Genomic DNA, 26,799 nt, shown 5'->3' on the forward strand with positions numbered 1-26,799 from the left:
TTATAGCGACAGGCGTTCGTTCCTGGCAACCCGTGCGATCCAGACCACAGTTGCGACCTTATCTCAATGCTACGATAGGGGCGCCGACAGATGTGATGGTTGCGTCGTTCGAGAGTGATTCAACGGGAAAGACCCATGCGCTATCCCTGGGCGAACAGTCTTCTGCTGACGTTGCTCACGTTGCAGCTCGTCACGGGCGTCGGCGCGCTGATGGCCGGCTCCGAGCAGATGCAATGGGTTCTCTGGCTGCACACAGCAGGCGCCTACGGCGTGGTCGTGATTCTTCTCTGGAAGAGCGCTGTCGTTGTGCGCGCCATCCGCCGCCGTCCGCGGTGGAGCGTTTCCAGAGCCGGGTTTCTGTGGCTGACCGTCCTCTTGGTCGGCGCGTTGGTCACCGGCTTTCTTTGGAGCTACGACGGCCCGCGTTTCTGGGGGGCGTACAGTCTGGTCACCGTGCACGGGTGGCTGGCCGTGGCCATGTGGGCTTTCCTGCTCTGGCACACCTTCGCCAAACGCTTTGTCTTTCGCATCCGAGCTGCGCGCGACCGGCGGGCCTTCCTGCGATTTGCGGGCGTTGCGCTGGCGGGTGCGCTGCTCTGGCGGAGCGAGCGCCCGGTGCAGTCGGCGCTGGCTCTGCCAGGGGCGCAACGTCGCTTCACCGGCTCCTACGAGACGGGCAGTTTCACCGGACAATTCCCGTATGTGGTCTGGCTCTTCGACAATCCTGCGCCTGTTGACCCTACACGCTGGACGCTGCACATCGAAGGCGCGGTAGAGCGTCCCCTACGCCTGAGCCTGGAGGACATCGCACGGTTCGCCGACGCCACGCAGACTGCGCTCCTCGACTGTACGGGCGGGTGGTACACGATCCAGGAGTGGACGGGCGTCCCGCTTGCCTTCCTGCTCGAACAAGCCGGCCTGCGCAGCGACGCACGCAGCGTCACCGTTGAGTCGATCACAGGCTATGCACGGCGCTTTCCACTGGAGGAAGCGCAGCGCTGCCTGCTGGCGACCCACGTGGCGGGTCGTCCGCTCGACCACGGTCACGGCTTTCCGCTGCGCCTCGTGGCTCCGGGCCGCCGCGGCTTCGAGTGGGTGAAGTGGGTGACCCGGTTGCACGTCAACACCACCGCCGCCCACCTCCAGCCGCCGTTGCCGTTGCAGTAGTCAGGGCAATCCATGCATTCTCACGCTCTGAGGCTTTAAGATGACCAAGATGAAGCGCAAGACCTGTGCCGCCAGCCAAGTAATAGCGCTTGATAAAGGAGAGCGAAGCAGCGATTTGGAAAGCCTGCCTGGTTTCAGACGTCAACGCCTCCCAGTGAGGTGTTAGAATGGCCATACTTGTCTGGCCTCTTTGCGAAAAGGCGAGCGGCGCCAGCGTCGCACGCCCAATAGCTTGCGCCAAAAGATGAACGTCGGCGCCGACAACAGACGCTCACCGTGCAGGCGGAGAAATTTGCGGATGCGTTCTGTGCCATAAGAAGCAACCAGCCAGCGAATTTCCTCCCAGCCGCCATATTCGAGCGTGCGCTGGATGATCAGGTCTGCATCCTGATTGCAGTCTAGGGATTGCGGATCATATTCCTGAAAATATGGCCACAAGCTACCAGGAATTTTGGCAATAGTCATTAAATCCGCCTGCGTCACATCGTCAGCACTGATTCCCATCAAACTTATTATATCATGCACCCAAAGTCTATCGAGAATGCGCCTGAAAGCCGAGGCCATTCCAGATCGCCGGAGTGCATTGATAAAGCGAATGAAGCCAACGGTTGGCATCAAAAACTGGTTTATTAAAAAATTCTGGGAACCTTGAGGCGCAGCCCACAGCGCTTCCTCGTTCACGCAGGGACCTTGTCGCCTACAGAGAACGTCGATTGGAAACCGATCCATGACGTTGTCAGGCGCCTTTTTGCCGCCTCAAAAGTTGCCATAAGTCGTAAACAGACGTACAATAAAATTTGTAAAATTGGAGCAACTTGTAATCGGCTCGGCGCAACGCCGGGCTTTTTTGCGCAAGGGTTCAAACGGGCTGCGATGCTCGAAGATGATAGCTGAAGATATGACTGCAACCCTAATACACTCAAACGGAGCCGCTTCCCAAACCGGAGCGACCATCCGCAACGACATTCGCAACGTGGCCATCATCGCCCATGTGGATCACGGCAAGACCACGCTGGTGGATGGCATGCTGCGTCAGACGCGGGTCTTCCGCGAGAACCAGACGGTGATGGAACGCGTCATGGACTCCAACGAGCTGGAGCGTGAGCGCGGCATCACGATTCTGGCCAAAAACACCGGCGTCGAGTATCGAGGGATCACGATCAACATCGTCGACACTCCCGGCCACGCCGACTTCGGCGGCGAGGTTGAGCGCATCATGCACATGGTCGACGGCGTGCTGCTGCTCGTCGACGCCGTAGAAGGGCCGATGCCGCAGACGCGCTTTGTCTTGCGCAAGGCGTTGGAGCGGGGACTGCGCGCCATCGTCGTCGTCAACAAGGTCGATCGCCCGGCGGCGAGGCCGGACTACGTCGTCAACGCCACTTTCGACCTCTTCGTCGATCTCGGCGCCACCGATGAGCAGGCCGACTTCCCGGTGATCTACACGCGTGCGTTGGAGGGGCGCGCCGGCCTTCGCCCGGACGAGCTGGCGCCCAACCTGGAGCCGCTCTTCGACGCCATTGTCAACCACCTGCCGCCTCCGCGTGTCGACCTCGCCGGGCCGACGCAACTGTTGGTGGCGACCATCGAATACAGCCCCTACGTCGGCAAGATCGCCGTCGGTCGCCTGCAAAGCGGAACGATCCGCACTGGTCAGCCGATCGTGCGCATCAACCCGCAGGGCGAGCAAGAGTTGGCGAAGGCGGCGCAGGTGTACGTCTTTCGCAACCTGCAGCGGGTCGCCGTCGACGAGGCGAGCGCCGGCAACATCATCGCCGTGGCAGGCGTCGAATCGGTCGGCATCGGCGACACGCTGGCCGACCCGGCGGATCCACGTCCGCTGCCGCCCATCACCGTCGAAGAGCCGACCGTGCGCATGACCTTCTCGGTCAACGACAGCCCCTTCGCCGGTCGCGAAGGACAATATCTCACCAGCCGACAGGTGCGCGCCCGCCTTTTCAACGAGCTGGAGCGCAACGTCTCGTTGCGCGTCGAGGAGACCGAGCGCGCCAATGAGTTCATCGTCTCCGGCCGCGGGGAGCTGCATCTGGCCATCCTCATCGAGACGATGCGCCGCGAGGGCTATGAGTTCGCCGTAAGTCGTCCCGAAGTGATTTTCAAGCAGGGGGAGGAAGGGCTGCTGGAGCCGATCGAAGAAGTCTTCGTCGAAGTGGCGCAGGAGCATCTCGGCACAGTGCAGGAGATGCTAGGCCGTCGCCGCGCGCAGATGCAGAACATCCACTACGGTGAGGACGGCACAGTCTATTGCACCTATCTGGCGCCGACGCGCGGGCTGCTCGGCTTTCGACAACCCTTCCTGACCGCCACGCGCGGCACGGGCGTCTATCACACGCTCTTTCACGGCTATGCCCCCTACGTCGGCGACATCGATCTGCAGAAAAACGGCAAACTCGTGGCGCTCGAGTCCGGCGTGGTGAGCAGCTACGCGTTGACCAACTTGCAGCAACGCGGGATTTTTATCGTCAAGCCCGGCGATGAGGTGTACGCAGGCCAGGTGGTGGGCGAACACATCCGCGAAGAAGAGCTGGTGGTCAACGTCTGCAAGTCGAAACAGTTGACCAACTTTCGAGAGAAGCCCTCCGGCGCAACGGAGATGCTCAACGCCCCGCGCGAGTTGACGTTAGATGACGCCATTCAGTTTTTGGACAACGATGACCTGCTCGAAGTGACGCCGGCGTCCTTGCGCGTGCGTAAGAAAATCTTGAACCACGACCAACGTCAACGCGCGCGCAAAGCGCAAAAGGGATAAAATATAAGCTAGATCGTTCTCTCTTACGGAGCACATTGAACACGATGCGCATCCTCATTGTCGGCGCGGGCGACGTAGGCTTTCAGCTTGGCAAGCGCCTCTCGCGCGAGCAACATGACATCACTATCATCGACTCGAACCCAGACAAAGTGCGCCGAGCCGCCGAGCAGCTCGACGGGCTGGCGATTGAAGGTTCGGGAGACAGTTACCGGGTGCTGATGCAGGCCGGTCTGCGCGACGCCGACGTCGTCGCCGCCGTCACCGACAACGACGACGCCAACCTGATGGCGTGCCGACTGGCCAAGGCCAGCGGCGTTGAGGTGACGATCGCGCGCGTGCGCAACGCCGAATTCACCGCGCCGGATTTTCCGCTGACGCCCGAGCAACTGGGCGCCGATCACATCATCCACCCCGAGCGCGAGGCCGCCAACGCCATCCTGCGCCTGCTACAAGAGACGTCGGCCACCCACGTCATCGACCTGGAGCAGGGGAAGATCGAGGTGATCGGCCTGATCCTGGAGCCGGATTCGCCGCTGGTGGGGCCTTCGCTGGCCGAACTGGGCGCCCGCTACAAGCGCCCGCCGGTGCAGATCGTCGCCGTCGAACGCAACCATGAGACGATCATTCCCAAAGGCAGCGACCGCCTCTACCCGGGCGATCTGGTCTTCGCCGTGTGCGCCCCGGAGTACGCTAAAGAATTCTTCGGACTGGCGGGCAAACACAAAAAGCCGCGCATGAACAAAATCATGATCCTGGGCGGCGGCATGATCGCGCGCTTCATCGCAGAAGCGCTCGCCGGCATGGCCACGATCAAGATCATCGAACACGACCTGGCGCGCGCCGAACGCCTGGCCGGCTGTCTGCCGCACGCGCTGGTGATCCACGGCGATGGCACCGACCTCGACCTGCTTGACGCGGAAGACCTCGATGAGATGGACGCCTTTGTGGCGGTGACCGGCGACGATGAGAACAACATCATCGCCACGCTGCTGGCGCTGCAACATCATGTGAAGCGACCGATTGCGCTGGTCAATCGCGTCGCCTATCTCCCCATTCTCCCCAAAATTGGTCTCAACTCGGTGATCAGCAAGCAGATGCTGACGGTCAATGCGGTGCAGCAGTTCATTCAGCACCGTCAAGTGGCGGCGATCGCCAGCCTGCCGGGCATCGAAGGACAGATGATCGAATACATTGCGCGTGAGGGAACGCGCATCACCCAAAAGCCGTTGCGTCACGTCAAATTCCCGCGCTCCGCTGTGATCGGCGCAGTGCTGCGCAACGGGCGCGTGTTGATTCCCGACGGCGACACTATCCTCCGGCCTGGCGATCGGGCGGTCATCTTTGCGCTGCCCCAGGCCGTTCCTGAACTCGATCGACTCTTTAGCTGAACACCGTCTGCAGAGGCAAGGTTGCAAGCAGAAGCGCCGCTGTTCAAACGTCATTGCGGCGGCGCAGCCGTGCGATAATGCTCCGGCCAAACGACGGGAAGCGTCGCCGGGTCCTGACCGGCTTCGGCGTACATGAGATAGAGCAAGGGCGGCGTCATCCACTGATGCCAGGCGTACAGGGGAACGTCGAGGCCGTCCGGCGGCTGTTCGCTGTGATAGGCAAAGGCGTAACGGCCTGCAGCGAGTTCGACGTCGCTGGCCTCCAACGCCCGCACGAGATCCTCCCCGCGCAGCGAAGGTGCGCGCTGCATGGCGTCGACCAGCAGCAGCAGCGCATCATGCGCCAGAAACGTGCTCATTTCCGGCGTCGGCATGCCGCTCTGACGATAGCGCTCAAAGATCGTGCGCCCCATCTCGGTGGCGATCGAAGGCCAGGGACCGCGCCGCGCCACGATGCTGCCTGCGCCCAGGCTGCCAGACCACCCGAAGACGGCAGGCTCCAGCGCGCGACGGCTCTGGTTGACGACCAGCGTCCCTTTGTCCGGACGAATGCCCGCATCGAACAGTTGCTGATGCAGCGCCAGGGCGCCGTTGGCGCCGATCACGATAAACACGGCGTCGGGAATGGTGGGCATGGCCAGCAGGCGAGCGATCTCCGGTGAAAAATCCATCATCGGCGCATCGACGCGATGGATGTCCAGCGCAATTCCATGGCGCACAAACCACTCGCTGCTCTGCTCGATAAAGAGATCGCCTGCTGCGGAGCTTTCGACGATCAGCACAGCCTGCATCACCCCGTCCCCGTTGAAGTCGCCGATGCTCGCCAGCCAGTTTGCCGGCATGCTCGCCACCATGGGCGCAGCGGGCGCCAGGCGAAAGACCGACTGCAGCTGCGTCTCGGTGATGGCGGGAGAGGCGGCGTCGATCACAAGCATCGGCTTGTGGAAGCGTTCCGTCACCTCCGCCACCGCCAGGGTGGCGGCGTCGTTGAGACCTACGATCAGCCCCACCGCGCACTCTTTGACGATCAATTGTTCGGCCAGCTGCGCCGATCGCAGCGGGTCGTCGCCGCCGTCGACGATCGCCAGCCGCAGCGGCGCGCCCGCCACTCCTCTGGAATTGATGCGCTCCAGGGCGAGGTTCAATCCCATCTGCATGTTGGCGGAGCGCATCCATACGCCTGTGTTTGAAAGCGGTAAAATCGCGCCGATCACCACCTCCGACGCCTCAGATAAAGACGCAGGGCTGCACGGAGTCGGCGGCGCGGGGGTGGGGGTGACCACCGTCTCCCGGTAGACGATGCGCGTCACCTCAACTTCGACCGTCTGAATCACAGGGGGCGCTGTCGGGGGAGGCGTCGTCGGTGCGGGCGCCATACATCCGGCGACCCAGAAGACCGCCAGCCACAGACCCACTATCGATAGAGAGCGAAAATAGGCTTGGATGCGAATCAAATTGCTCCGCTCTTTCTTTGTGTTGTCAATCGTTGGATAGGGAGAAGCAAAAAGGATCGCCGAGACAACCTGCTGGGTCGAACAGTGCGTTTCGCATACGAAACCTCGACGCTTGCCCAACTGTTGACATACATCAACGCAGTATAGCACGGCGTTTTCGAACATCCAAACCTCGTTGGATTGGCGCTTGCCGGCGAAGTGCGTCGAAAGTCGACGAGAGCGTCCCACCTTTTTGAACGCTCCGGTTGAAGGTGGCACAATATTTTTGTTTGATCTCGATCCACACTCCCTGGGTGAACCAGTCTGGTGTGGACAAAAACAAGCGTGACCGAAAGATTAAAAGGATTGCATCATGCATGAACAAAATGTTCTTGAACGCCCGGCGCCTGCACCTTTTCGCCACCGTCAGCGGCTCTTCATCCCCGGCCCAACCGATGTCGCGCCTGAGGTGCTCGCAGCCCAAACTGCACCGATGATCGGCCATCGCAGCGATGAGTTCGAGGCGCTGTTCGCCAAGTGCGAGGAGCAGTTGCGCACCCTTTTCTACACCAACGCCCGCGTCTACATCGTCGCTGCCTCGGGAACCGGTCTGCAGGAGGCGGCGATCCGCAACCTCGTCGCCCATCGCGTCCTGTGCTTTGTCAACGGCGCGTTCAGCCAGCGCTGGGCGGACGTCGCCCTGGGCTGCGACAAGGAGGTGGTGCGCGTCGATATTCCCTGGAATACGGCGGTGAAGCCGGAGCAGGCGGCGGAGGCGCTGGAAAGGGCGCTCGCCCACGGCCCGGTGGAGGCGATCACCGTGGTTCACAATGAGACGAGCACCGGCGTCATGAGTCCGATCCGGGAGATTGCCGCCGCCGTGCGCAGCGTCAGCCCGGAGACCCTGGTGCTGGTCGACGCCGTCTCCTCCTTCAGCGGGACGCGCATCGAGACTGACGCCTGGGGGTTGGACGTCGTGCTCACCTCATCGCAGAAGGCGCTGGCCGTTCCGCCAGGACTGGCGCTCTGCGCCGTCAGCGACCGCGCGCTCGCCAAGGCGGAGACGGTCAAAGGTCGCGGCTGGTATTTCGATTTCGTGCGACTGGAAAAGGCGTTGAAGAAGAGTACGACGCCCGCCACGCCCGCCATCTCCCTGATGCGCAGCCTGAGCGTTCAGCTGGACCGCATCTTCGCCGAGGGCGTCGACGCGCGCTTCGCCCGCCACGCCCGCCTCGCCGAACGCACGCAACGTTGGGCCGTCGCCAACGGCTTCGAGCTGATGGCCGAAGAAGGCTATCGCTCCCACACGCTCACGACGGTGACGAACACGCGCGGCGTCAACGTCAAACAGCTCAACGCCTATCTCGCCCGCCACGACATGGAGATCTCGAACGGCTACGGCGACTATAAGGACAAGGCTTTTCGCATCGCCCACATGGGCGAAGTGCAGGAGGAAGACCTGGATCGGCTCTTCGCTGCGATCGAGCGTTATCTGGCGGGGCTGAGCTAAGCGTGCAGAGCGCAACCGTCCAAGGCGCTGCTTTCCCTTCAGAAATCCTCAAATATAAGGGGCGAGCAGCGCCTCCACCTCGGCGGCGCTGCTCGTCTGCACCAGGCTGCGCCGCAGATAGGATGCGCCGGGAAATCCGCGCGCATACCAGCCGAGATGCTTGCGCATGGGCAGAAAGCGGGGAGGATGCCCCTTGCTGATCGTCTCCTCATGGAGCTGCGCATGCTCGAGCGCAATGCGCAGCAGCAGGTGAGGTTCGGCGGCGAGTAAATCTTCTGCGTCAGGCCGAAAAACGAGTGGATTGCCGTTGGCGCCGCGGCCGATGAGCGCGCCGTCCAGCCCATAGCAAGCGGCGCGTTGCATGGCGTCCTCGTAATTGCGCACGTCCCCATTGCCCAGGACGAGGGTGCAACTGCCGCGCGCTGTCTCCGCCGCCGCTGCGATTTGCTCCCAGTCGGCCGCACCCCGATAGCGCTGGTGAAGCGTGCGGCCATGCACGGCGATCGCTGCGGGTTCGGCCTCCAGCAGGCGGGAAATCCACTCTCTGGCCTGGGGACGCTCGTAGCCGATGCGCGTTTTCACGCTCACAGGAACCGGACGCCGCGCTTGAAAAGGCGCGGGCAGAGCGTTGCGCCGCGCCTCGACCTGAGCCAGCAGATGCGCCGGCAGGCCGGGAATGTCGTGTACGGTTGCGCCGTTGCGCCACAGCTCAACCCCGCGGCGCGCCGCGCGCACGATCTCCTGCGCCAGCTTCGGCGTGCGGATCAGCCCTGCTCCGGAGCCGCGATGGACGACGCTCGCCGCCGGACAGCCCATGTTGATGTCGATGCCGTCGAAGCCCAACTCGCAGAGAAACACCGCCATCCACAGGAAACGCTCCGGCTCGTGGCCGTAAATCTGCGCGATCACCGGCCGCTGACTCTCGTCGTAGTGCAGGTCCTTGAGCAGCTCCCAATCGCCCACCTGCAGCCGCTCGACGGCGACAAATTCCGTGTAGACGAGCGCCGGCTTCCCATATTTCTTTTGAATGTGACGACAGGCGGAATCGGTCACGCCATCCATGGGCGCCAGCCCCAGGATAGGCTGCGGCAGACGCCGCCAGTCCAAATACGGTTGAGTGCCTTGCAGACCGTTTGTAGACGCTCGCTCGACCATAGGCGTTTTTATCCTATCGATCCCGCCCCGGATCGACAAGTTTGGGATTTCTTCGTGGCTTACGCAGGTTATCGCCTTCGGCGCAACAGAGGAAGCCTTGATTTGCATTGTGCAATCAACTGTGGTATTTTGCTTCAAAATAATTTGAATCAATTTATTTTGAAATTTTTATGGCGTCCCATCTGATTGCACACGAACCGCCCGACCTTTTGAAATTGCTGGCGCACGAGCTGCGCTGGAAACTGGTGCAACAGCTGGTGCACAGCGATTTGCGCGTGCAGGAGCTGGCGGAGCGGGTGGCGCGTCCGCTCAATCTCGTCTCCTATCATCTGGCGCAGCTTCGTCGCGGCGCGCTGGTGATCGAGCGCCGCAGCAGCAGCGACGCCCGCGACGTCTACTATAGCCTCGACCTGAGGCGGCTGCAGCGTCTTTACCACGACGCCGGCGTCGCCCTCCATCCAGCCCTGATCGAATGCAAGGAGCAGCGGAAGGAAGATCAGGCGGCGGCCGTCGCACCGGCCCGGCGGTCGCCGGTGCGCGTCCTCTTTCTCTGCACGCACAACAGCGCGCGCAGCCAGATGGCGGAGGCGATGCTCCGTCGGCTGGGCGGCGACGCAGTCGAAGTCTACAGCGCCGGCAGCGAAATCCGCGAAGTTCATCCTCTGGCGATCGAAACGATGGCGGAGCGCGGGATCGACATCCGCGGCCAGCGCTCCAAATCCGTGGAAGAGTTCGCCGGTCAGCGCTTCGACTACATCATCACCGTCTGCGACCGGATGCGCGAAGTCTGTCCGGTTTTCCCTGGGGAGCCGGAGCAGGTGCACTGGAGCATCCCCGATCCTGCAGCGGTGGAGGCGGCGATGCAAAGACAGGCGTTTCTGGACGTAGCCGAGCAGTTGGCGGCGCGTCTTGATTTTTTTGTCAAGGCGCTTGCAGCCGATGCAATGGCCGACGCAACGCAATTTTGAGGGAGGAAGGGCGATGAATAAACCGAATTTGATGCGACGCACCGCTGCAGAGTTTTTTGGCGTCTATGCGCTGGTGACGGCCGGCTGCGGCGCCATCGTCGTCAACAGCCAGACGGGCATCCTGGGCCACATAGGCGTGGCGTTGACCTTTGCCCTGGTGATTGTCGTCATGGTGGCGGCGACCGGCCATCTTTCCGGCGCTCATCTCAATCCGGCGGTGACGGTCGCCTTTGCGCTGACGCGCCATTTTCCCTGGCGCGAAGTCCCTGCCTATCTCCTCGGTCAACTGGTGGGCGCCGTCGCAGGGGCGTTGACGCTGCAGGCGCTGTTTGGGCCGGTCGCCCATCTAGGAGCGACTGCGCCGACGGGTGCGCCCTTACAGTCCTTGTTGCTCGAAACCTTGTTGACGGCGTCATTGATGTTCGTCATCATCGCTGTCGCCACCGATTCGCGCGCGGTCGGTGAGCTGGCGGCGCTGGCGATCGGCTTCACCGTCGGGACAAACGCGCTCTGGGCCGGACCGATCAGCGGGGCGTCGATGAATCCGGCGCGCTCGCTGGGGCCGGCGCTGGTGAGCAATTTCTGGCAAGACCAATGGATTTATCTCGTCGGTCCGGTGGCGGGGGCGGCGTTGGGCGCCCTGATCTACGAGTGGATGCGCAAGCCGGTGGACCGACCGGCGCCCATGCTCTCGCCGATGGAGGAGGCCGGCGTTGCTGCAAAGGAGCGCAACACCGTTTCATCAGAATCCACATTTTCAACCTGAAGAACGAGACCTGGAGAAAAATCATGGACCGAAAAATCAAGGTGTTGTTTGTCTGTGTGCACAACAGTGCGCGCAGCCAGATGGCCGAGGCCTTTCTCAACGCGCTGTACGGGGATCGCTTCGAGGCGATGAGCGCCGGCCTGGAGCCCGGCGTGCTCAACCCCTACGTGGTGCGCGCCATGCAGGAAGTCGGCATCGATATTTCCAACGCCAAGACCAAGAGCGTATTTGAGCTCTACAAGGCCGGCTACATCTACAGCTATGTGATCACGGTCTGCGATCCAGAGGCGGCCGAACGCTGCCCCATCTTTCCAGGCGTCACCAAACGCCTGCATTGGAGCTTTCCCGACCCCTCGCAGGCGAAAGGGTCGGACGAAGAGAAGATGGCGATGGTGCGCTCGGTGCGCGATGCGATCCGTCAGCAGATCGAAGCCTGGGCGCCAACCGTCGCCGAGCGGGCGCTGAAGGTGTAACGCCTATTCTGTTGAGAGCGCCCTGCGGACGGCTTCGGCGAGTTGGTGGAAGGAAAACGGTTTCGCTAAAACCTGTTCCCTCTCGTCGAGCACAGCGCGGTGGGTGATGAAGTCGGCCGGATAACCGGATATGAAAAGTCGCCGAATCTGCGGCTGATGCAGCGCAATCTCCGCCGCCAGTTGCCGGCCGTTCATCTCCGGCATAATGACATCCGTGATCAATAGATCGATCGGATGCGGATGGGTCGCAGCTACGTTCAGCGCTTCAGAGGGTGTAGCCGCCGTCAGCACTGCATAGCCGAGCCTGCGCAGGCTTTCGGCGGCCATCTCCAACACAGCCGGTTCGTCTTCGACCAGAAGAATCACCTCGCCGGCCCCCTGTGGAACAACGTCGGACGGCGCTTCAATCGAGAGAGGCGTCTCAGAATAGCGTGGGAAATAGATTTTGAAGGTCGTGCCCACGCTCACTTCGCTGTAGACTTGAATGTAGCCCTGATTTTGACGCACGATGCCGTAAACCGTCGCCAGCCCCAGCCCGGTGCCTTTCCCCAACTCTTTGGTGGTGAAGAACGGCTCGAAGAGATGCGCCAACACCTCCCGACTCATCCCGCAGCCGTCGTCGCTGATGGTCAACAACACGTACTCGCCAGGCGAGAAGTCGAACGGCGGATCGGCGAAGAGCGCGTCAAGCACGCTGTTTTCGGTGCGAATCACGATCTTGCCGATGCCGTCGATGGCGTCGCGAGCGTTGACGCAAAGGTTGACCAAAATCTGGTTCAACTGCGACGGATCCATGCGCACCGGCCACAGATTGGCCTGAGGAAGCCATTCGACCGTAATCGCTTCGCCGACCAACGAGCGCACCATCGAGAGCGAAGCCGCAATCTCTGCGTTGAGGTCCAGGACGCGCGGCATGACGATCTGTTTGCGCGCAAAGCCCAGAAGCTGGCGCGTGAGCTCCGCTGAGCGTTGCGCCGTCTTGTGGATTTCCGTCAAATGGCGATGCAAGGGCGAGGAAGGCTCTAATTTTTGCAGCGCCAGCTCGCTGCGCATCAAGATCACAGCCAACATGTTGTTGAAATCATGGGCGACGCCGCCCGCAAGCTGGCCGATCGCCTCCAGCTTCTGCGCCCTGGCCAGCCGCTCCTGCAAGGTGCGTTCGGATTCCTCTATGCGTTTGCGCTCGGCGATCTCCCAGACCATATCGGCGATCTCTTCAAGCAGGAGGACGTCCGTCCGCATGTAGGGGGTTGGTTTATTGCATACGCTCAGCAGGGCGACAACCTTCTCCTGACGGATGACTGGAGCGATGAGTTGGCGTTCGGACGCAATCTGCTCACCCGAATCATCTCGGTCGGCGCCGTTCAAGCGCGCAAATCCCTCATGAACCGTAGGACTGCGGGAAGCGAGCGCCTGCGCCCACACACTCCCCGGCTCGATCGGGTAACGCGAGGCTCGCCTACCCGGGGAAGCCTGGCTATGGAGCGTGGGCGGATGCCATGCCTGCAGCGACAGCGCGCGACGGTCGGATTCCACCGCCAGACAAAGCGCCGAGGCGCTATCGACGAGCGCACAGATTTCCTCGAGCGCCTTTGTCAGCACTTCATGATAGGAATGCTCGGCGGCGAATTCCAGCAGCGCCAGACGCAATCGGGTGACCTGCTCGCGGCGTTTGCGCTCTGTGACGTCGCGCGTGATCGCGATCACCTCATCGGCGGAGATCGGCGTGAGACGCTGTTCATACCAGCCGACGCCGTCCGGCGTGTCGAGCGAATATTCGTAAATTTGCATTACGCCGGTCTCCAGCGCCCGGTCCAACGCGCGTGCGCCGCCCTCGGCCACTTCCCATGGCATGACCTCAAACGTGGTTTTACCGAGAAACTGTTCGCGCGGCACCAGCAGGTTGTTGTCATCGTTCACCCAGCAATCCAGGAAGCGATAGTTGCGGTCCAGCCGGAAAATAAGATCGGGAATCGCCGAGATCAGGCCGCGGATGCGCGCCTCGCTCTCTTCCAGGGCGCGTTGGGCGGCGCGTTCTGCGCTTTGATCGCGAAAGACGAGCACGACGCCTTGGATGGCTCCATCTTCATCGCGGATGGGCGCTGCAGCATCGGCGATCGGGCAACGTCGGCCAAGGCGGTCGATCAGCAGCGTATGGTTGGCCAGCCCAACGACTCTGCCCTCTCTCAGCACCCTCGCCACCGGATTTTCGGCGGGCCGCAGCGTCTCTTCGTTGACGATCTGAAAAACCTCCTCCAGCGGTCGGTTCTGCGCTTCCTCGTTCGACCATCCGGTCATGGCCTCGGCCACAGGATTGAGCAGGGTGATCCTACCTGTCGCGTCGGTGGCGATCACGGCGTCGCCGATGCTCTGCAGCGTGATACGATAGCGCAGGTCGCTGGCGTGTTGCGCCCGCTCTGCGTCGTAAAGGCGCTCCAGATATTGATGGCGCTGGCGCTGCCACACCACCAGCGCCAACAGGCCGACCAGCGTGATGACGCTCAACGCCAGCAGAGATTGCATGCCGGCGCGCAGGTTCATTTCGGCGAAGACCTCGCTGGCGTCGATTTTGGTCACCAAAAACCATTCGGAGTCGGGGATCGGTTGGATGTAGGCGAGCACCTCAACGTCGCGATAGTCTCTGCCGCGAACAAGTCCATAGATCCCGTTCACGGCCATGACGGCGGGATCCTCGGTTCGAGTGAGCGGCAGACGCAACGTCAAGGCGGGATCGGGCCGGAGCCGCAGATCGTTGAGGATGAGCGCGCTGTCCCCATTGCGACGAACGAGCTTGGTTTCCATTGTCTTGCGCATAACAGAGGGAGATTGTATGAGGGGAAATAGCGCACTGCGTGCGTTAATCACAAAGATCAATGCGCCGACCGGAGTTTGCGCAGCGTCGATGAGCGGGATGCAAACGCTGATATGCGGCTCCAGGCTGTGCTCACTGATATGAAGATCGCCCAACGTTGGGCGTCGATTGCGCAGGGCGCTTTCTAGCGCGGCCTCTTCATGAAAAACCCCTTGCGCGCCGCTCAGGCTAAATCGGATGTTCCCGGCGACGTCAACCAGCACGATATCGTCATATTTGTTGTATCGACGAAGTCCTTCAAACTCCGCAAGTAAAATCGGTGAAGCGTCTGGCCGTGGCGTCGTCAACCGTGTCACCAGTTGGTCATAGAGCAGCGGACGCTCCATCACCTCCCACCCTTTTTCCAGTTGGTCCTGGCGCCAGTCGGCGATCTGCTCGACCTTCAGTTGCGTCACATAGGCGAGCTCATTTTCGGCCTGATTTTGCAGCGCAGACTCCTGATTGCGATAGATGATCATGACGGTCATGATCAAGGCAAACAACAGCACGCCGATAATCACGGTCGGCCAACGAAGCTGTAGAGGGCGGTTCATAGTTTATCCGAAGCTCCGGCTCCTTTACGAAGCGCTGTCGCAATCGTCTGTGCAAGCAGGTCGACGCCCGGCGGTTTGGGCAGCCATGCTTCCAGGCCATGGCGCCGAAGCTCCTCCAGGTCTTCCCCGCGCAGATGGCCGGAAAGAAAGATGATCGGGATGTCCATCTGACGTTGGCGCAACGTCCTGAACAGAGCTATGCCGCTCATCTCCGGCATCACGACGTCGCTCAAGATGAGATCGGGGGGCGACGCCATTGTCTCGAGAATCGCCAGCGCTTCTTTGCCGTTGGCCGCTGCGATCACGCGGTAGTTCCAACGTTCAAGCACCTCTTGGAGCGTGGTGCGCAGCGCCTGTTCGTCTTCCACCAGTAAAATGGTCTCTCGATTGCCAGGGATGGCGATCATCGGGATTTCGTCCGCTCCAATGTTCGCCTCCAGCGTTTTGAGCGCCGGCAGAAAAATGGTGAAAGTCGTTCCTACGCCGACCTTGCTGGCGACAGAGATGTGCCCGCCGTGTTGCCCGACAATCCCGTGCACCTGAGGCAAACCCAAGCCCACGCCCACGCCGGCCGGCTTGGTGGTGAAAAAAGGCTCGAAGATGTGCTCCTGGTCTTCGGGCGAGATGCCTACGCCGGTGTCGCTCACCTTCAGGCAGACCCATTCCCCGGGCGTCATCCCGGGCAGCGGCGCGTCTTTCTCACGCGCAAATTCAAATTTTTCCACGATGAAACGCAGCTTGCCTCCATCGGGCATGGCGTCGCGCGCGTTGACGGCGAGATTCATGAACGCCTGCTCCAGCTGCGTCGGATCGGCGAAGACATAGCATTCGTTCAGGGCTGTTTCCAGGTCAATCTGAATGTTTTCCGGCAGGATGCGCTGCAGCAGTTTGACCTGCTCCTTCAGCAACGGCAACAGATCGAGCGGCTGGCGTTCGATCGCGGTGCGTCGGCTGAAGTCCAACATTTGCCGGATCATGCGCGCGGCGCGCAGGCCCTGTTTTTCGATCACGCGCAGCCGCTCGCGATCGTGTTCATCCAGCGTCGACGACTGCATCATCATCTGGGCATAGAGGATGATGACCGACATCAAATTGTTGAAATCGTGGGCAATGCCCGAGGCAAGCTGTCCGATCGCCGCCAGCCGCTGCTGACGCTGAAGCTGCTGTTGGACGAAAAGCTCGTTGGTCAGGTCGCGGATCACCACCACCCAGCTCGCCGGCTCCGGCGCTCGCTCCACCAGCTGCGCGCGCACCTCGAAAGTGCGCCGCTCCACGCTGACGAGATGCCCCCAGCGTTCGGTCGGCGAGGTGAGCAATTTGGCGAGCGGCTGGTCGCCCAGAGCGGTCACCTGCTTGCATTCGGCGTCCGATGTCAACCAGCGGAGGTATTCTTGGGCCAGCGGGTTCGCAGAGCGAATATAGCCGTCGGCGTCGAGCAACAACAGACCCACCGGCACGCCTTCCATGATCTGCGCCAACTCATCGGCCTGTTGACGCAGACGCGCGCGGCTTGCCAGGCCCTCGATGGTGACGCCCAGCGCCCGGCTGACCGCGCGCAGCGCCTCGATCTCTGCATCTGACCAGGTGTGCTCCGCCCTTGCATAGGAGAGACCAAGGAATCCCCACCATTGTCGCTCGACCTCGATGGGCAGCGCCAGCAGCGAGCGCACGCCGATCGATTGAAGCAGCGCCCGCTCGCCCGGCGGCAGGTTGCGCACATGGTCGCAGATCGCTTCGCCGCCGGAGAGCAGCTTCACCCAGCGCGCGAAGCCGAGCGTCTCATAGGAGGCGCGTTGCAAGAGTGGATTGTCTCGATGGGCAACTGCACCCGGCGCCGTCCATTCGAATCGGAAGCTGGCCAGCAGTTTGCCGTTGGGGCCGGCCTCATTTTGAAAGAGGAAGACGCCATCGGCCCCGGAAGCCTTGCCGAGATACTCCAGAACGGCCGGCATTTCGTCTTCCCAGCGCTCGGCCTGCAAAAATCGACCGGCCGCAAACGAAAGCGATTCCAGCAAGGCGTCGCGACGGCGCAGCGCTTGCTCAGCCTGCTTGCGCGCCGTGATGTCGACGGCGTACCCCAGAAAGCGATCGGCGCTGAGCCTGACCGCCGCCACCGACCACCAGCCGATCTCCCCGTTCTTGCGCCGATAGGCGAGTTCGCCCTGCGCATATCCCTCGCGGCGCACCTGCTCGAAATGCCGGAGCGCCTCGTCCAGCGATTGCGGCGCCGACAGATCGCAAAAGGGACGCTGCAGCAGCTCTCCTCTGGTGTATCCTGTGAGGCGGCAGGCGGCCGGGTTGACCTCTTGACAGCGTCCCTTGCCGTCCAAGACAAAGACCCCGTGCGGGGCGTTGTCTACATAGCTTCGATACCGAAGTTCACTCTGCTCCAGCGCCTCAACGGCCCGCTCGCGGCGCCGGCGTTGCCTCAGCAGCAGCCCCATGAAGAGGGTGGCGATCGGATAGATCACCAAGACAGGAAGAGAAATCGTTTGTAAAACGAAGAGGGACAGCGGCCAGGGCAATGTCAACATCGCCGCCACCATGGCCAGATGCACGACGAGCCCAAACACGTAAAGCTCGCGCCAGGAGATGGCTTGCAGCGCAGGTCTGCGCCACTGGCGCCAGGCGACGCCGATGAACGTTGTCACGACGATCACGATTACGCCGGTGAGTGCGCCGTCGCCGCCGAGATATAAACGAAAAAGCGCCGTCATCAAGACGGCGATGGCGCTGGAAAGCAGGCCAAAGAACAGCCCCGTCAACGAAAGCAGCACCGAACGCGTGTCGAAGATGACGCCCGGCGTCAATTCCCAGGGCGTCGACATCACCAGGACGCCGATCACGCCGATGCTGATCCCGGACGCCGCCTGGCGTCGCCAGAGGGCGTTGCTGCGCGCCGAGCTGACGATGACGTCGTAGATGAGCGCCATCGCCAAGAGCAAGGCTCCGTTATAGAGCAGCGCCTGCATTCCCGAGAGATTGAACACAAAAGTTTCCCCGTTGAACTCTCCAACTCGGCGCTCTCGTCTAGACTTCCAAAGCGATGCGCTCCACCGCAACCCCTTGCATTTTCAACCGGCGCTCGACTTCATCGGCGTCAGGCCCATCGACCAGCAGGACGCGGTCGGCGCGGCTGGCCGCAGCGACATCGGCGCCGATCTCAGGCTGGAGCTCGGCGGCCAGACGCAACAGCGCCACGCAGGCTTGGTGAGAAGAAGGCGGCGCTGAAACATAGAGATAGAGCGAGGAGCGGCGACTTGAAGGCGAAGAAGCGGGTGTGGCGGCCATCGCCTGAACCAGCGGCTCAACTCGATTCATGTCCACCGGCTCCTGTTTGCGCCGAAATGCGACCCGCACCAGATTGAGTCCATTTAGTTCAACCATCGCCCAGACGCCCAACCCCTCAGGCTCCACCCGATAGAGACCCGGCCCCAGCGGCTTGAACTCCACGTGATAAGCGCCCTGCTCCACCTTGCTGCGCGTCGAAAGGGTGTACTCCTCCTCTTCCCCGCGATAGACGTGCACAGGATGGTTGGCCAGCGCCTCGATCTCCACATGGATGGCGCTGAAGCCGGGCAGGGAGCCGGCCTCGGTCGTGGTCACTTCCCACACGCTGACCAGCGGCGCAAAGGTCACCGACCAGCCGTTGAGGCCGTCGACGGCGAGGTTGGGTTGTGCATAGCCGCCTTCGATCAAAAGCGAATAGACGCCGGCCGGCAGCCGCTCGAAGACGACGCGGCCTTCTTCATCGACAATTTGGCGACGCTCATTGCCGACGGCGTCCACCAGGCGAGCCAGGGCGCCGACAGCGTCGGGCGCCGTTGCGGCGATGACGCTCTCCCCGCTCTCGTCGCCGTTGGTTGACGGAGGGCGCGCAGCCTCCGGCAACGCCAGATCCACCGTGACGCTATTCCGGCCATCGAGCGCAATGTCGGCGACCGTGGCGACATCCTCGTAGCCCACCACTTGCACGGTGTAGCGGCCCGCCTCTAACGCCTCGAACCGATAGTCGCCGGTCGGAGAGACCTCCTGCTCGCGCCGGTCGGCCCGCTCATCGAGCAGGGCGACGCGTAGCGGCTGGCCGGCGCGCACGCCGTGCACCCGCCCGGCAATCGAGGATTCAGCCGCCGGCCGGGCCGTTTCGGTGAGGGGCGTATAGACAAACTCCACCAGAGGCACCGAACGTTTGTCGATGTGGACGCGCGCTTCGAGCTGCGTCGTGCGGCCGTCCGGCTCCGGTGCACCGTCGACGGTGACGATGTAGTGCCCTTCCTCCAGCCGATTGATGCGGCACGCCGCCGCCCCATATTCCGGCGCAGAGCCGGTCTCCACCACCTCGCTGCCGCCCTCGACGCCGTGCACCTGCACGCGCAACCCTTTGTGGCCAGGCGTCGAGACGACGACGGCGCCGACGCCGGGAGTCGGATCGGCGACGCCGATGGTGTAGCCCCAGCCGGCCTGTGCAAGGTCGATCGTCGCCCTGTTGCGCCCGTCGAGCTGCAGCGATTCGATCTGCGAACCCGCCGGCTCCACGCGCAGGCTATACTCCCCGGCGGGGAGGTCCACAAAGCGATAGCTACCATCGTCGTGGGCCAGCGTCATCCACTCTTCGCCGCTGTGTTTATGGACAAGCACAACTGCAGCGCCGGCGCCCCCGCGCACATGCCCTTCGATGCTGCTGCGGCCAACTAGCTCGATCGGGGCCGGCAACGTCAATTGCACGACCACCTCGCGCTGGCCGCGCTCGAGCGCAATCTCTTCGCTGAAATTCGCCTCCGGCAGGCGCAAGGTGTAGACGCCGTCCGGCAGGTCGGGAAATTCAAAGAGTCCGGTGCCGTCGAGCCGCACATGCGCCACTTCGACGCCGTCGCGTTCGAGCAACAGCGTGCGCCGGTCGCCCAGATTGGCGATGCTGCCGCGCAACGTGATGCGGGCGATGTCTTCCCCGCGGAGGCGCGGAACCTTGGGTTCGGCCTGCAGCGCGCGCACGATCGGCAGCGCGCCGCCGGGCCAGCGGTCGCTGTACCAGGCGTGGCCTTCCCACCAGCTGCTGGGGCTGCCCAACCGCTCATTGGCAATCAGCCAGAAGGCAGTGCAAAAGTAGTAGTCGGGCGCATGTTTGAAGCGTTGGCTGACGCCCATCATGATGCGACACGCCTCGAGCGTCTGCGCCATGTGCAGGTCGGGCGTCGTTGCAGGATAGCGCGGATCGGCGTCTTCGCCGACGATGTAGCCGCATTCGGTGGAGAGGATGGGGATGCTGCGCCCCAGGTGTTTGCGGTTGAGCGCGTCGAAATATTCGTAGGCGAGCCAGCAGGCATGGTCGTCGAAGAGGGTGGCGCCGGGGTTGCGCCGATCGTAGCGCAGCCGATTGACCTCGGCCAACGTGCGTCCGCGCCAGGCGTCGGCGCCCCACGGCTCCTCGGCGACGATGCGATAGAAGCGCTCGGTGTACGCTGCGCCTTCCTGGTTGCCCATGTCGTAGGGATAGTCCAGGGGGCGATTGAGAGAATAATTGTGAATCGCCTGCCAGACCGGCCCATCGAACAGGTCGCGGCGCCCCGCCGCCACGATGCGCCCCACCAGATCCCAGCGGCTGCCGTTGGAGACGGCCGGAATGCCGGGCATGCCCCCGCGCTCGAGGATCACCTCCATTGTGGCGATCGTGTTCTCCACGGTGAGGTCCAACCCGTTCACCGGCACGCGACCACCCTTCCACTCAGCGTCGACGTCAGGTTCGTTGTTGAACTCGAAGTAGCGCACGCCGATGCGGATCAACGCGTCGAGGTGCACCAGCTCCTTGACGCCGAGGCGGCCTGGGTTGGGGGCGGGGCGATACAGGCGCACGATGGGCATGATCCCTTCGGAGAGCAACAGCTCGCAAAAATCGAGTGCGCCGTCGTGGTTGAAAATTTTCACCCACTTCACCCCCATGGCCTTCAGCTCGGGGATCCAAAAGTCGCGCAGCCTGGCCATGCCGATGGCCGCCGCGTAGCCCACCGTCCAGTGTACGCCGATGCCTGTGTCGTTCGCCGGTCTCGGATATTCGTTGAGTTCCATCAGGGACAGATCTATTTTCGACGAGAAGGTTCAAAACGGAACAAGAACGCTTGCAGCGTCCTGTGCAAGGCGTATCGACGTTGCGCAGTCACCTTGTCTTCCAGGATGCTGAAAGGAATTGCCATGAATTCTGAGCCATTTATGGGCGCTGCGCATGGCTACGCCTTTTTGAATCATCCACAACCTCGCAGTCCGCCGAGAATGTGCGGCTAGGAGCCGCACCTACGATGATTGCCGTATTATTTTGTTAAAACTTGAGGCTTCCTGGGCGGTCGCATTCCAGGAAAGCGCTTCACACAACTGCGCAACTCCGCTCAACATTCAAGTTGCATGATTCAAGTTGCATGGTGGTAAGCAGAGTTACCGCTTTTATTATATGTGATCGGTCAAACTGATCGGAAACTCTTCAGAACCCGATCTGTTTGCTTGATCGGGCGAAATGGGGTATCGTAAGGTGCTGCGCGTTGACGACGGTCGACGCGCTTTGGTGTGAGACAGGTGAAAGAACATTATGGAACTGGTGCAAAGTGTAGCCAACCGGGTGACGGAAAATGTGCGTCATGTGATCGTCGGCAAGGATGAGGAGGTTCGCCTGACCTTGCTGGCGATGTTGTGCGAAGGGCATCTCCTGATCGAGGACGTCCCCGGCGTCGGCAAGACGATGCTGGCGCGGGCGCTGGCGTTGAGCGTAGGATGCACCTTTCGGCGCATTCAGTTCACCCCGGACATGCTGCCCACCGACGTGACCGGCGTCAACATCTACAACCAGAAGACGCAACAGTTTGAGTTTCGTCCCGGCCCGGTTTTCGCCCAGATCGTGTTAACCGACGAGATCAACCGCGCCACCCCCAAGACGCAATCCGCCCTGCTCGAGGCCATGGAGGAGCGTCAGGTGACGGTCGACGGCGTGACCTATCCGGTTCCTCACCCTTTCCTGGTGCTCGCCACGCAGAATCCCATCGAGTATGAGGGCACCTTTCCGCTGCCCGAGGCGCAGGTGGATCGCTTTATGTTGCGCATTCATCTGGGCTATCCCAGCAAACCCAACGAGATCGACATGCTCAACCGTCAGAGCGACCATCATCCGATCCACGATCTCCGCCAGGTGGTGAGCGCCGAGGAGCTGGTGGCCGCGCAGCGGGCGATTCGCTCCGTCTACGTCGACGATCTGGTGAAGAGCTACATTGTCGATCTGGTCACCACCACGCGCGACCATCCCGACGTGTACTTGGGCGCCAGCCCGCGCGGCAGCCTGGCGCTTTTTCATGCGGCGCGCGCCTGGGCGGCGATCAACGGACGCGACTATGTGCTGCCCGACGACGTCAAGCGGCTGGCCGAGCCGACGCTGGCGCATCGCCTCATCATCAATCCTTCGGCGCGCATCAAGAACGTCACCGCGCAACAGGTGATCGAAGACGCCTTGCAGCATACGCCGGTGCCGGGCGCCCGCGTGCGCGTGCGCTGAGGTGTGAGCGAGAGGTTTCTGTGCTCTCCTTTGGAAAAGATCGTCTGGAAGAGATCGTCAGGCGATGAATTCACGACTCCTTTTCCTGATCGTCAGCGCAGCGGCGGCGTGGACGATCGCATTCAACACCGGTCGCGAGCTTGCCTTCAGCCTGGCGTACCTGCTCACCGGCATCCTCGTGATCAGCTATCTGTGGGCCTGGAACAGCGTGAAGGGAATCCGCGCTCGGCGACGCACCCGCTCGCGACGCAGCCAGGTCGGGCAATACGTCGAGGAGCAGTTCGAGATCACCAATCGCAACTTCTGGCCCAAGCTATGGTTGGAGATCGACGATTATTCGACGCTGCCCTGGCACAACGCCAGCCGCGTCGTCAGCGCCGTGCGCCGCAACAGCACGCAGCGTTGGCTCGTGCGCACGCTGTGCATGCAGCGAGGACGCTTTCGGCTCGGCCCGGTCACGCTGCGCAGCGGCGATCCGCTCGGCATTTTTCGACGCGAATTGCCGCTCTCCGGCGCCGGCTATGTAATCGTCTATCCGCTGACGGTCGATATCCCTTCGTTTGAGCCTTCTGTCTCCGACCTTTCCGGCGGCGAAGCGCGCCACCGCCGCACCTATCAGGTGACCTCCAGCGTGGCGGGAGTGCGCGAGTATGTGACAGGGGACAGCTTCAACCGCATTCACTGGCCAACCACGGCCCGGCTGCGCCGTTTGATGGTCAAAGAATTCGAGCTGGATCCGACGGCCGACGTCTGGATCTATCTGGACCTCTATCGCGAGGCGGCGGCGGCGCTCCCCTGGACTCCCCAACCGCCGGAATCGCCTCTGTGGGGCGTCCGGAAACGCAGCCGCAGCGCCTTCGAGCTGCCGCCGACGACGACGGAATATGGCGTCACCCTCGCCGCCAGCCTGGCGCGTTATTTCATCATGCGCAATCGCGCCGTGGGGATGAACAGCCGCGGACGCACGCGCGAGTTCGTGCAGTCCGATCGCGGGGAACGGCAGCTCCACAAGTTTTTTGAGGCGTTGGCCGTCGTCGAGGCCGTCGGAGACCTGCCCTTCGCCAACTTGATCGCCATCGACGGCATCCGGCTGAATCGCAACGACACCCTGGTCGCTATTACGCCGGACGCCGATCCGCGCTGGGTGCGGGCGCTGCAAATGTTGCAACGCCGCGGGGTCAACAGCGTCGCCATTCTCATCGACGCCAATACCTTCGGCGCCCAGCGCAATTACGGCGAGGTGGAAAGCGAGCTGCTGGCCGCGGGCATTCCGTTCTACCGCGTGCGCTGCAACGACGACCTGGGGAAAGCGCTGAGCGCGCCGGCGGTGGGGATGTTTTCACCCTGAGGGCGCGCCGGTGGAGCGCCGGTCTGCACTTACAGCCTGTCTCCCAGGCAGACGCCGATGTCGCGCGCCGTTTTGATCCAGGGGTGATCCGGCGGCACAAGTTTCACCTTGCCCACCACCTCCTCCAGGGGCACCGGTTCGGTGCATTCTCCACGCGCCGCCACCATCACGCCGAAGACGCCTTTGTGGATCAGCTCCGCACAGGCGGTTCCGAGGCGCGTCGCCAGCAGGCGATCGGCGGCGGAAGGCGTGCCTCCCCGCTGTAGGTGCCCCAGGATGGTCACGCGCGACTCCAGCCCGGTCAACTCCTCCAATTTGCGGGAGAGGCGAAAGGTCTTGTCCTGCATCGTCTGCGTCAGTTGCGCAAGTCTTTCCTTCGCCTGCTTCTTCTTTTTCTTATCGTTCTCCGCTTTGGCCTCGACCAGCTCGGCGTTCGCTTTCGCCAGCGCGTCTGCATCCTGTCGGGAGTGCGCGCCTTCGGAGACGGCGACAATGCTGAAGCCGCTGCCGCGACGTTGGCGCTGGCGGATGGCTTCCGCCACGATCTCCACGTCGTAGGGGATTTCAGGGAGCAGGATCACGTCGGCGCCGCCGGCAATGCCTGCGCCCAGCGCCAGCCAGCCTGCGTTATGCCCCATCAGCTCCACGACGATGATGCGATGATGGCTATGGGCCGTGCTGTGCAGCCGGTCGATGGCCTCGGTGGCGATGCCCAACGCCGTGTCGAAGCCGAAGGTCACGTCGGTGCCGCTGACGTCATTGTCGATGGTCTTGGGCAGGGTGATGATGTTCATGCCCTGTTTGGCGAGATGATAGGCGTTCTTTTGCGTGCCGCCCCCGCCGAGACAGACCAGCGCGTCGAGATGGTGACGGCGATAGGTCTCCAGCATCACGTTGGTCATGTCCATGGTTTGATCGCCCACCGGCATCTTGTGCGGTTTGTCGCGGCTGGTGCCGAGGATCGTGCCGCCTACGGTGAGAATGCCCGACAGCTCGGCGCCGGTGAGTCGCACGGTGCGATCCTGCATGAGACCGCGAAAACCGTCTCGAAATCCGATGATTTGCATGCCGTACGCGCCGATCGCCGCCTTGCCCACCCCGCGAATGGCCGCGTTCAGCCCGGGACTGTCGCCGCCGGCAGTGAGAATTCCGATAGATTTTGGCATGGCCTGACTCCTTTCTGGTGATATATCGAGAGCGGGGAGCCTTGGAACCGGGAAGTCAACTTGAGGCCAGTATATCTGCGCCGTATCCGAAAATCAACCACTATTTTTCTGTTTTGCGGGACGTCCGCTCAGTTCACGTCAACTTTGAGGAGCGTGTTACAATGGCCTGGTCTCTTTCAAAGACAAACCGTAAGATTTCACTGCCTCGTGGGCGCCAAACCATAACACGAAAAGGAAGCGAGCTTCGATGGCCCAACGTAAGGAACTAGCGGTTGCGATTGACTTTGGCATCAGCAACACCGACGTCGTCGTGCGGCGGCAAGGGGAGTGGCTCACCTGGTCTCAACCCTACCTGGGCGACCCTGACCCGGAAAGTGTGCGCGCGTTGCTGGCGCACCAGCAGATCGACCTCGCCGACCTACCGATGCTGGCGGTCACCGGCGGTCGGCATCGCGTGCTGCCCGACGAGATCGGAAAGACGAAGATCGTCAAAGTGAACGAAGTGCACGCCATCGGACGGGGTGGACAGGCGCTGCTAGGGCTGGAGGGGTCGGCGCGCGACCGCCTGGTGATGGTGGCGAGCTGCGGCTCCGGCACGGCGCTGGTGACGGCGCAGGGCGACCGGTATGCGCACGTCTCCGGGACGGCGGTGGGCGGCGGCACGATGATGGGGCTGGCGCGCTTGATCCTGGGCACGATCGATCCGCTCGAAATTGAAGCGCTGGCCGCGCGCGGCGACCGCAACGGCGTCGACCTCAGCCTTGCCGACGTCATCACCGGCCCAATCGGCTCCTTGCCCGCCGAGGCGACGGCTGTCAACTTTGGTCGGCTGGGAAGGCGCACCTTTCACGGTCAGGTGAGCCGAGAAGATCTGGCGGCGGCGCTGGTGAACCTGATCGCACAGACGATTGCTCTGATCACTATTAACGCTGCACGCGCCCATGGCTGTGAGCAAGTCGTGCTCACCGGCCACATGATGGATATGGCGAGCTTCCGCGCAATCGTCGGCCTGGTGGCGCAGTACTATGCGGCGGAGCTGAAGGTGGTCGAGCGCCCGGGCTACGCCACCGCTATCGGAGCCCTCCTGCTCGCGGAAGAGTCGAACGCGAGGTAGCCGCTGGCGAAATCGTTGTGAGCATCCCTCCAAACCTTATAGCCACCAAGAATGTGGGCTGGGAGCCGCACCTACGCCGCTCTCTTCTCCCCCTCTCCCAGCCTTGGGAGAGGGGGCGGGGGGTGAGGGGCTTGCTCCACGGCTCTTGGGTCTGTCGAGGACGTGCGGCTGGGAGCCGCACCTACGCCGCGCTCTTCTCCCCCTCTCCCAGTCTTGGGAGAGGGGGCCGGGGGGTGAGGGGCTTTCCCCACGGCTCTTGGGTCTGTCGAGGACGTGCGGCTGAGAGCCGCACCTACGCCGCTCTCTTCTCCCCCTCTCCCAGCCTTGGGAGAGGGGGCCGGGGGTGAGGGCCTTGCTCCCCCTCTCCCAGCCTTGGGAGAGGGGGGCGGGGGGTGAGGGGCTTTCCCCACGGCTCTTGGGTCTGTCGAGGACGTGCGGCTGGGGGCCGCACCTACGCCGCTCTCTTCTCCCCCTCTCCCAGCCTTGGGAGAGGGGGTCGGGGGGTGAGGGCCCTTCTCCCCCTCCCCCAGCCTTGGGAGAGGGGGCCGGGGGGTGAGGGCCTTGCTCCCCCTCTCCCAGTCTTGGGAGAGGGGGCCGGGGGGTGAGGG

The 26,799-nt window shown here is 62.6% G+C and carries 17 protein-coding genes; 10 read left to right on the forward strand and 7 right to left on the reverse strand.

Features of this window, described 5'->3' with window-relative positions; translation table 11 throughout:
• The first annotated feature begins 135 nt into the window (after positions 1 to 135).
• Positions 136 to 1,167, forward strand: coding sequence for a molybdopterin-dependent oxidoreductase (locus tag Q0367_RS13765; RefSeq protein WP_298982879.1), 1,032 nt, complete (start codon positions 136 to 138; stop codon positions 1,165 to 1,167).
• Positions 1,168 to 1,329: 162 nt separating this feature from the next.
• Here the strand turns inward: Q0367_RS13765 and Q0367_RS13770 are convergent, their stop codons facing one another.
• Entirely contained in the window at positions 1,330 to 1,848 is a 519-nt protein-coding gene (locus Q0367_RS13770; protein ID WP_298982881.1) for a DUF6922 domain-containing protein, read from the reverse strand.
• Positions 1,849 to 2,065: 217 nt separating this feature from the next.
• Between Q0367_RS13770 and typA the strand changes: the two genes are divergently transcribed.
• Positions 2,066 to 3,937, forward strand: a complete 1,872-nt coding sequence (gene typA / locus Q0367_RS13775; protein ID WP_298982883.1) for a translational GTPase TypA — start codon at positions 2,066 to 2,068, stop codon at positions 3,935 to 3,937.
• 44 nt (positions 3,938 to 3,981) lie between these two features.
• Positions 3,982 to 5,325 carry a Trk system potassium transporter TrkA gene (gene trkA, locus Q0367_RS13780; RefSeq protein WP_298982885.1) on the forward strand — a complete coding sequence of 448 codons (1,344 nt, stop codon included), beginning with the start codon at positions 3,982 to 3,984 and terminating at the stop codon, positions 5,323 to 5,325.
• Positions 5,326 to 5,375: 50 nt separating this feature from the next.
• Here trkA and Q0367_RS13785 read toward each other — a convergent pair whose 3' ends face one another.
• On the reverse strand, positions 5,376 to 6,779 hold the full coding sequence (locus Q0367_RS13785; RefSeq protein WP_298982887.1) for an ABC transporter substrate-binding protein: 1,404 nt from the start codon (positions 6,777 to 6,779) through the stop codon (positions 5,376 to 5,378).
• 352 nt (positions 6,780 to 7,131) lie between these two features.
• On the opposite strand from Q0367_RS13785, the gene Q0367_RS13790 reads away from it, so the two are divergent.
• On the forward strand, positions 7,132 to 8,268 hold the full coding sequence (locus tag Q0367_RS13790; RefSeq protein ID WP_298982889.1) for an alanine--glyoxylate aminotransferase family protein: 1,137 nt from the start codon (positions 7,132 to 7,134) through the stop codon (positions 8,266 to 8,268).
• Between the two features lie 48 nt (positions 8,269 to 8,316).
• Here the strand turns inward: Q0367_RS13790 and Q0367_RS13795 are convergent, their stop codons facing one another.
• On the reverse strand, positions 8,317 to 9,423 hold the full coding sequence (locus Q0367_RS13795; protein WP_298982891.1) for a tRNA-dihydrouridine synthase: 1,107 nt from the start codon (positions 9,421 to 9,423) through the stop codon (positions 8,317 to 8,319).
• A gap of 170 nt (positions 9,424 to 9,593) precedes the next feature.
• On the opposite strand from Q0367_RS13795, the gene Q0367_RS21120 reads away from it, so the two are divergent.
• From Q0367_RS21120 to Q0367_RS13810, 3 genes are read left to right on the forward strand one after another with little or no spacing between them, the layout of a single operon-like run.
• Positions 9,594 to 10,391, forward strand: a complete 798-nt coding sequence (locus tag Q0367_RS21120; RefSeq protein ID WP_333888610.1) for a hypothetical protein — start codon at positions 9,594 to 9,596, stop codon at positions 10,389 to 10,391.
• Positions 10,392 to 10,404: 13 nt separating this feature from the next.
• On the forward strand, positions 10,405 to 11,157 hold the full coding sequence (locus Q0367_RS13805; RefSeq protein ID WP_298982893.1) for an MIP family channel protein: 753 nt from the start codon (positions 10,405 to 10,407) through the stop codon (positions 11,155 to 11,157).
• Between the two features lie 23 nt (positions 11,158 to 11,180).
• Complete coding sequence (locus Q0367_RS13810) at positions 11,181 to 11,630, forward strand: arsenate reductase ArsC (RefSeq protein WP_298982896.1); 450 nt, start codon at positions 11,181 to 11,183, stop codon at positions 11,628 to 11,630.
• A 3-nt stretch (positions 11,631 to 11,633) separates the two neighbouring features.
• On the opposite strand, the gene Q0367_RS13815 is transcribed toward Q0367_RS13810, so the two are convergent.
• The 3 genes from Q0367_RS13815 to Q0367_RS13825 are packed head-to-tail and all read right to left on the reverse strand — an operon-like array spanning position 11,634 to position 21,098.
• Entirely contained in the window at positions 11,634 to 15,035 is a 3,402-nt protein-coding gene (locus tag Q0367_RS13815) for a PAS domain-containing protein (protein WP_298982898.1), read from the reverse strand.
• Positions 15,032 to 18,025: a LytS/YhcK type 5TM receptor domain-containing protein gene (locus Q0367_RS13820; RefSeq protein WP_298982900.1), complete on the reverse strand. Its 2,994-nt coding sequence runs from the start codon at positions 18,023 to 18,025 to the stop codon at positions 15,032 to 15,034. Before Q0367_RS13820 ends, Q0367_RS13815 begins: the two co-directional genes overlap by 4 nt.
• 40 nt (positions 18,026 to 18,065) lie before the next feature.
• Complete coding sequence (locus tag Q0367_RS13825) at positions 18,066 to 21,098, reverse strand: collagen binding domain-containing protein (RefSeq protein WP_298982902.1); 3,033 nt, start codon at positions 21,096 to 21,098, stop codon at positions 18,066 to 18,068.
• A 511-nt stretch (positions 21,099 to 21,609) separates the two neighbouring features.
• On the opposite strand from Q0367_RS13825, the gene Q0367_RS13830 reads away from it, so the two are divergent.
• Together Q0367_RS13830 and Q0367_RS13835 are read left to right on the forward strand one after the other, a co-directional pair.
• Positions 21,610 to 22,563 (forward strand): MoxR family ATPase, encoded by a 954-nt coding sequence (locus tag Q0367_RS13830; protein WP_297640533.1) that lies wholly within the window; start codon positions 21,610 to 21,612, stop codon positions 22,561 to 22,563.
• Between the two features lie 64 nt (positions 22,564 to 22,627).
• On the forward strand, positions 22,628 to 23,911 hold the full coding sequence (locus tag Q0367_RS13835; RefSeq protein WP_298982904.1) for a DUF58 domain-containing protein: 1,284 nt from the start codon (positions 22,628 to 22,630) through the stop codon (positions 23,909 to 23,911).
• Between the two features lie 29 nt (positions 23,912 to 23,940).
• Here the strand turns inward: Q0367_RS13835 and Q0367_RS13840 are convergent, their stop codons facing one another.
• Positions 23,941 to 25,077 carry a 6-phosphofructokinase gene (locus Q0367_RS13840; protein WP_298982906.1) on the reverse strand — a complete coding sequence of 379 codons (1,137 nt, stop codon included), beginning with the start codon at positions 25,075 to 25,077 and terminating at the stop codon, positions 23,941 to 23,943.
• A 247-nt stretch (positions 25,078 to 25,324) separates the two neighbouring features.
• Here Q0367_RS13840 and Q0367_RS13845 point away from each other — a divergent pair, with 247 nt between their 5' ends.
• On the forward strand, positions 25,325 to 26,191 hold the full coding sequence (locus Q0367_RS13845; protein ID WP_298982908.1) for a hypothetical protein: 867 nt from the start codon (positions 25,325 to 25,327) through the stop codon (positions 26,189 to 26,191).
• Positions 26,192 to 26,799: the final 608 nt, after the last annotated feature.

The organism is uncultured Caldilinea sp., assembly GCF_937128415.1.
Lineage (GTDB): Bacteria > Chloroflexota > Anaerolineae > Caldilineales > Caldilineaceae > Caldilinea.

Bases quoted from the DNA above. Each gene is read 5' to 3' on its own strand.
- Q0367_RS13765 (WP_298982879.1), top strand. From the start codon at position 136: ATGCGCTATCCCTGGGCGAACAGTCTTCTGCTGACGTTGCTCACGTTG.
- typA (WP_298982883.1), top strand. From the start codon at position 2,066: ATGACTGCAACCCTAATACACTCAAACGGAGCCGCTTCCCAAACCGGA.
- trkA (WP_298982885.1), top strand. From the start codon at position 3,982: ATGCGCATCCTCATTGTCGGCGCGGGCGACGTAGGCTTTCAGCTTGGC.
- Q0367_RS13790 (WP_298982889.1), top strand. From the start codon at position 7,132: ATGCATGAACAAAATGTTCTTGAACGCCCGGCGCCTGCACCTTTTCGC.
- Q0367_RS13795 (WP_298982891.1), bottom strand. From the start codon at position 9,423: ATGGTCGAGCGAGCGTCTACAAACGGTCTGCAAGGCACTCAACCGTAT.
- Q0367_RS21120 (WP_333888610.1), top strand. From the start codon at position 9,594: ATGGCGTCCCATCTGATTGCACACGAACCGCCCGACCTTTTGAAATTG.
- Q0367_RS13805 (WP_298982893.1), top strand. From the start codon at position 10,405: ATGAATAAACCGAATTTGATGCGACGCACCGCTGCAGAGTTTTTTGGC.
- Q0367_RS13810 (WP_298982896.1), top strand. From the start codon at position 11,181: ATGGACCGAAAAATCAAGGTGTTGTTTGTCTGTGTGCACAACAGTGCG.
- Q0367_RS13815 (WP_298982898.1), bottom strand. From the start codon at position 15,035: ATGAACCGCCCTCTACAGCTTCGTTGGCCGACCGTGATTATCGGCGTG.
- Q0367_RS13825 (WP_298982902.1), bottom strand. From the start codon at position 21,098: ATGGAACTCAACGAATATCCGAGACCGGCGAACGACACAGGCATCGGC.
- Q0367_RS13830 (WP_297640533.1), top strand. From the start codon at position 21,610: ATGGAACTGGTGCAAAGTGTAGCCAACCGGGTGACGGAAAATGTGCGT.
- Q0367_RS13835 (WP_298982904.1), top strand. From the start codon at position 22,628: ATGAATTCACGACTCCTTTTCCTGATCGTCAGCGCAGCGGCGGCGTGG.
- Q0367_RS13840 (WP_298982906.1), bottom strand. From the start codon at position 25,077: ATGCCAAAATCTATCGGAATTCTCACTGCCGGCGGCGACAGTCCCGGG.
- Q0367_RS13845 (WP_298982908.1), top strand. From the start codon at position 25,325: ATGGCCCAACGTAAGGAACTAGCGGTTGCGATTGACTTTGGCATCAGC.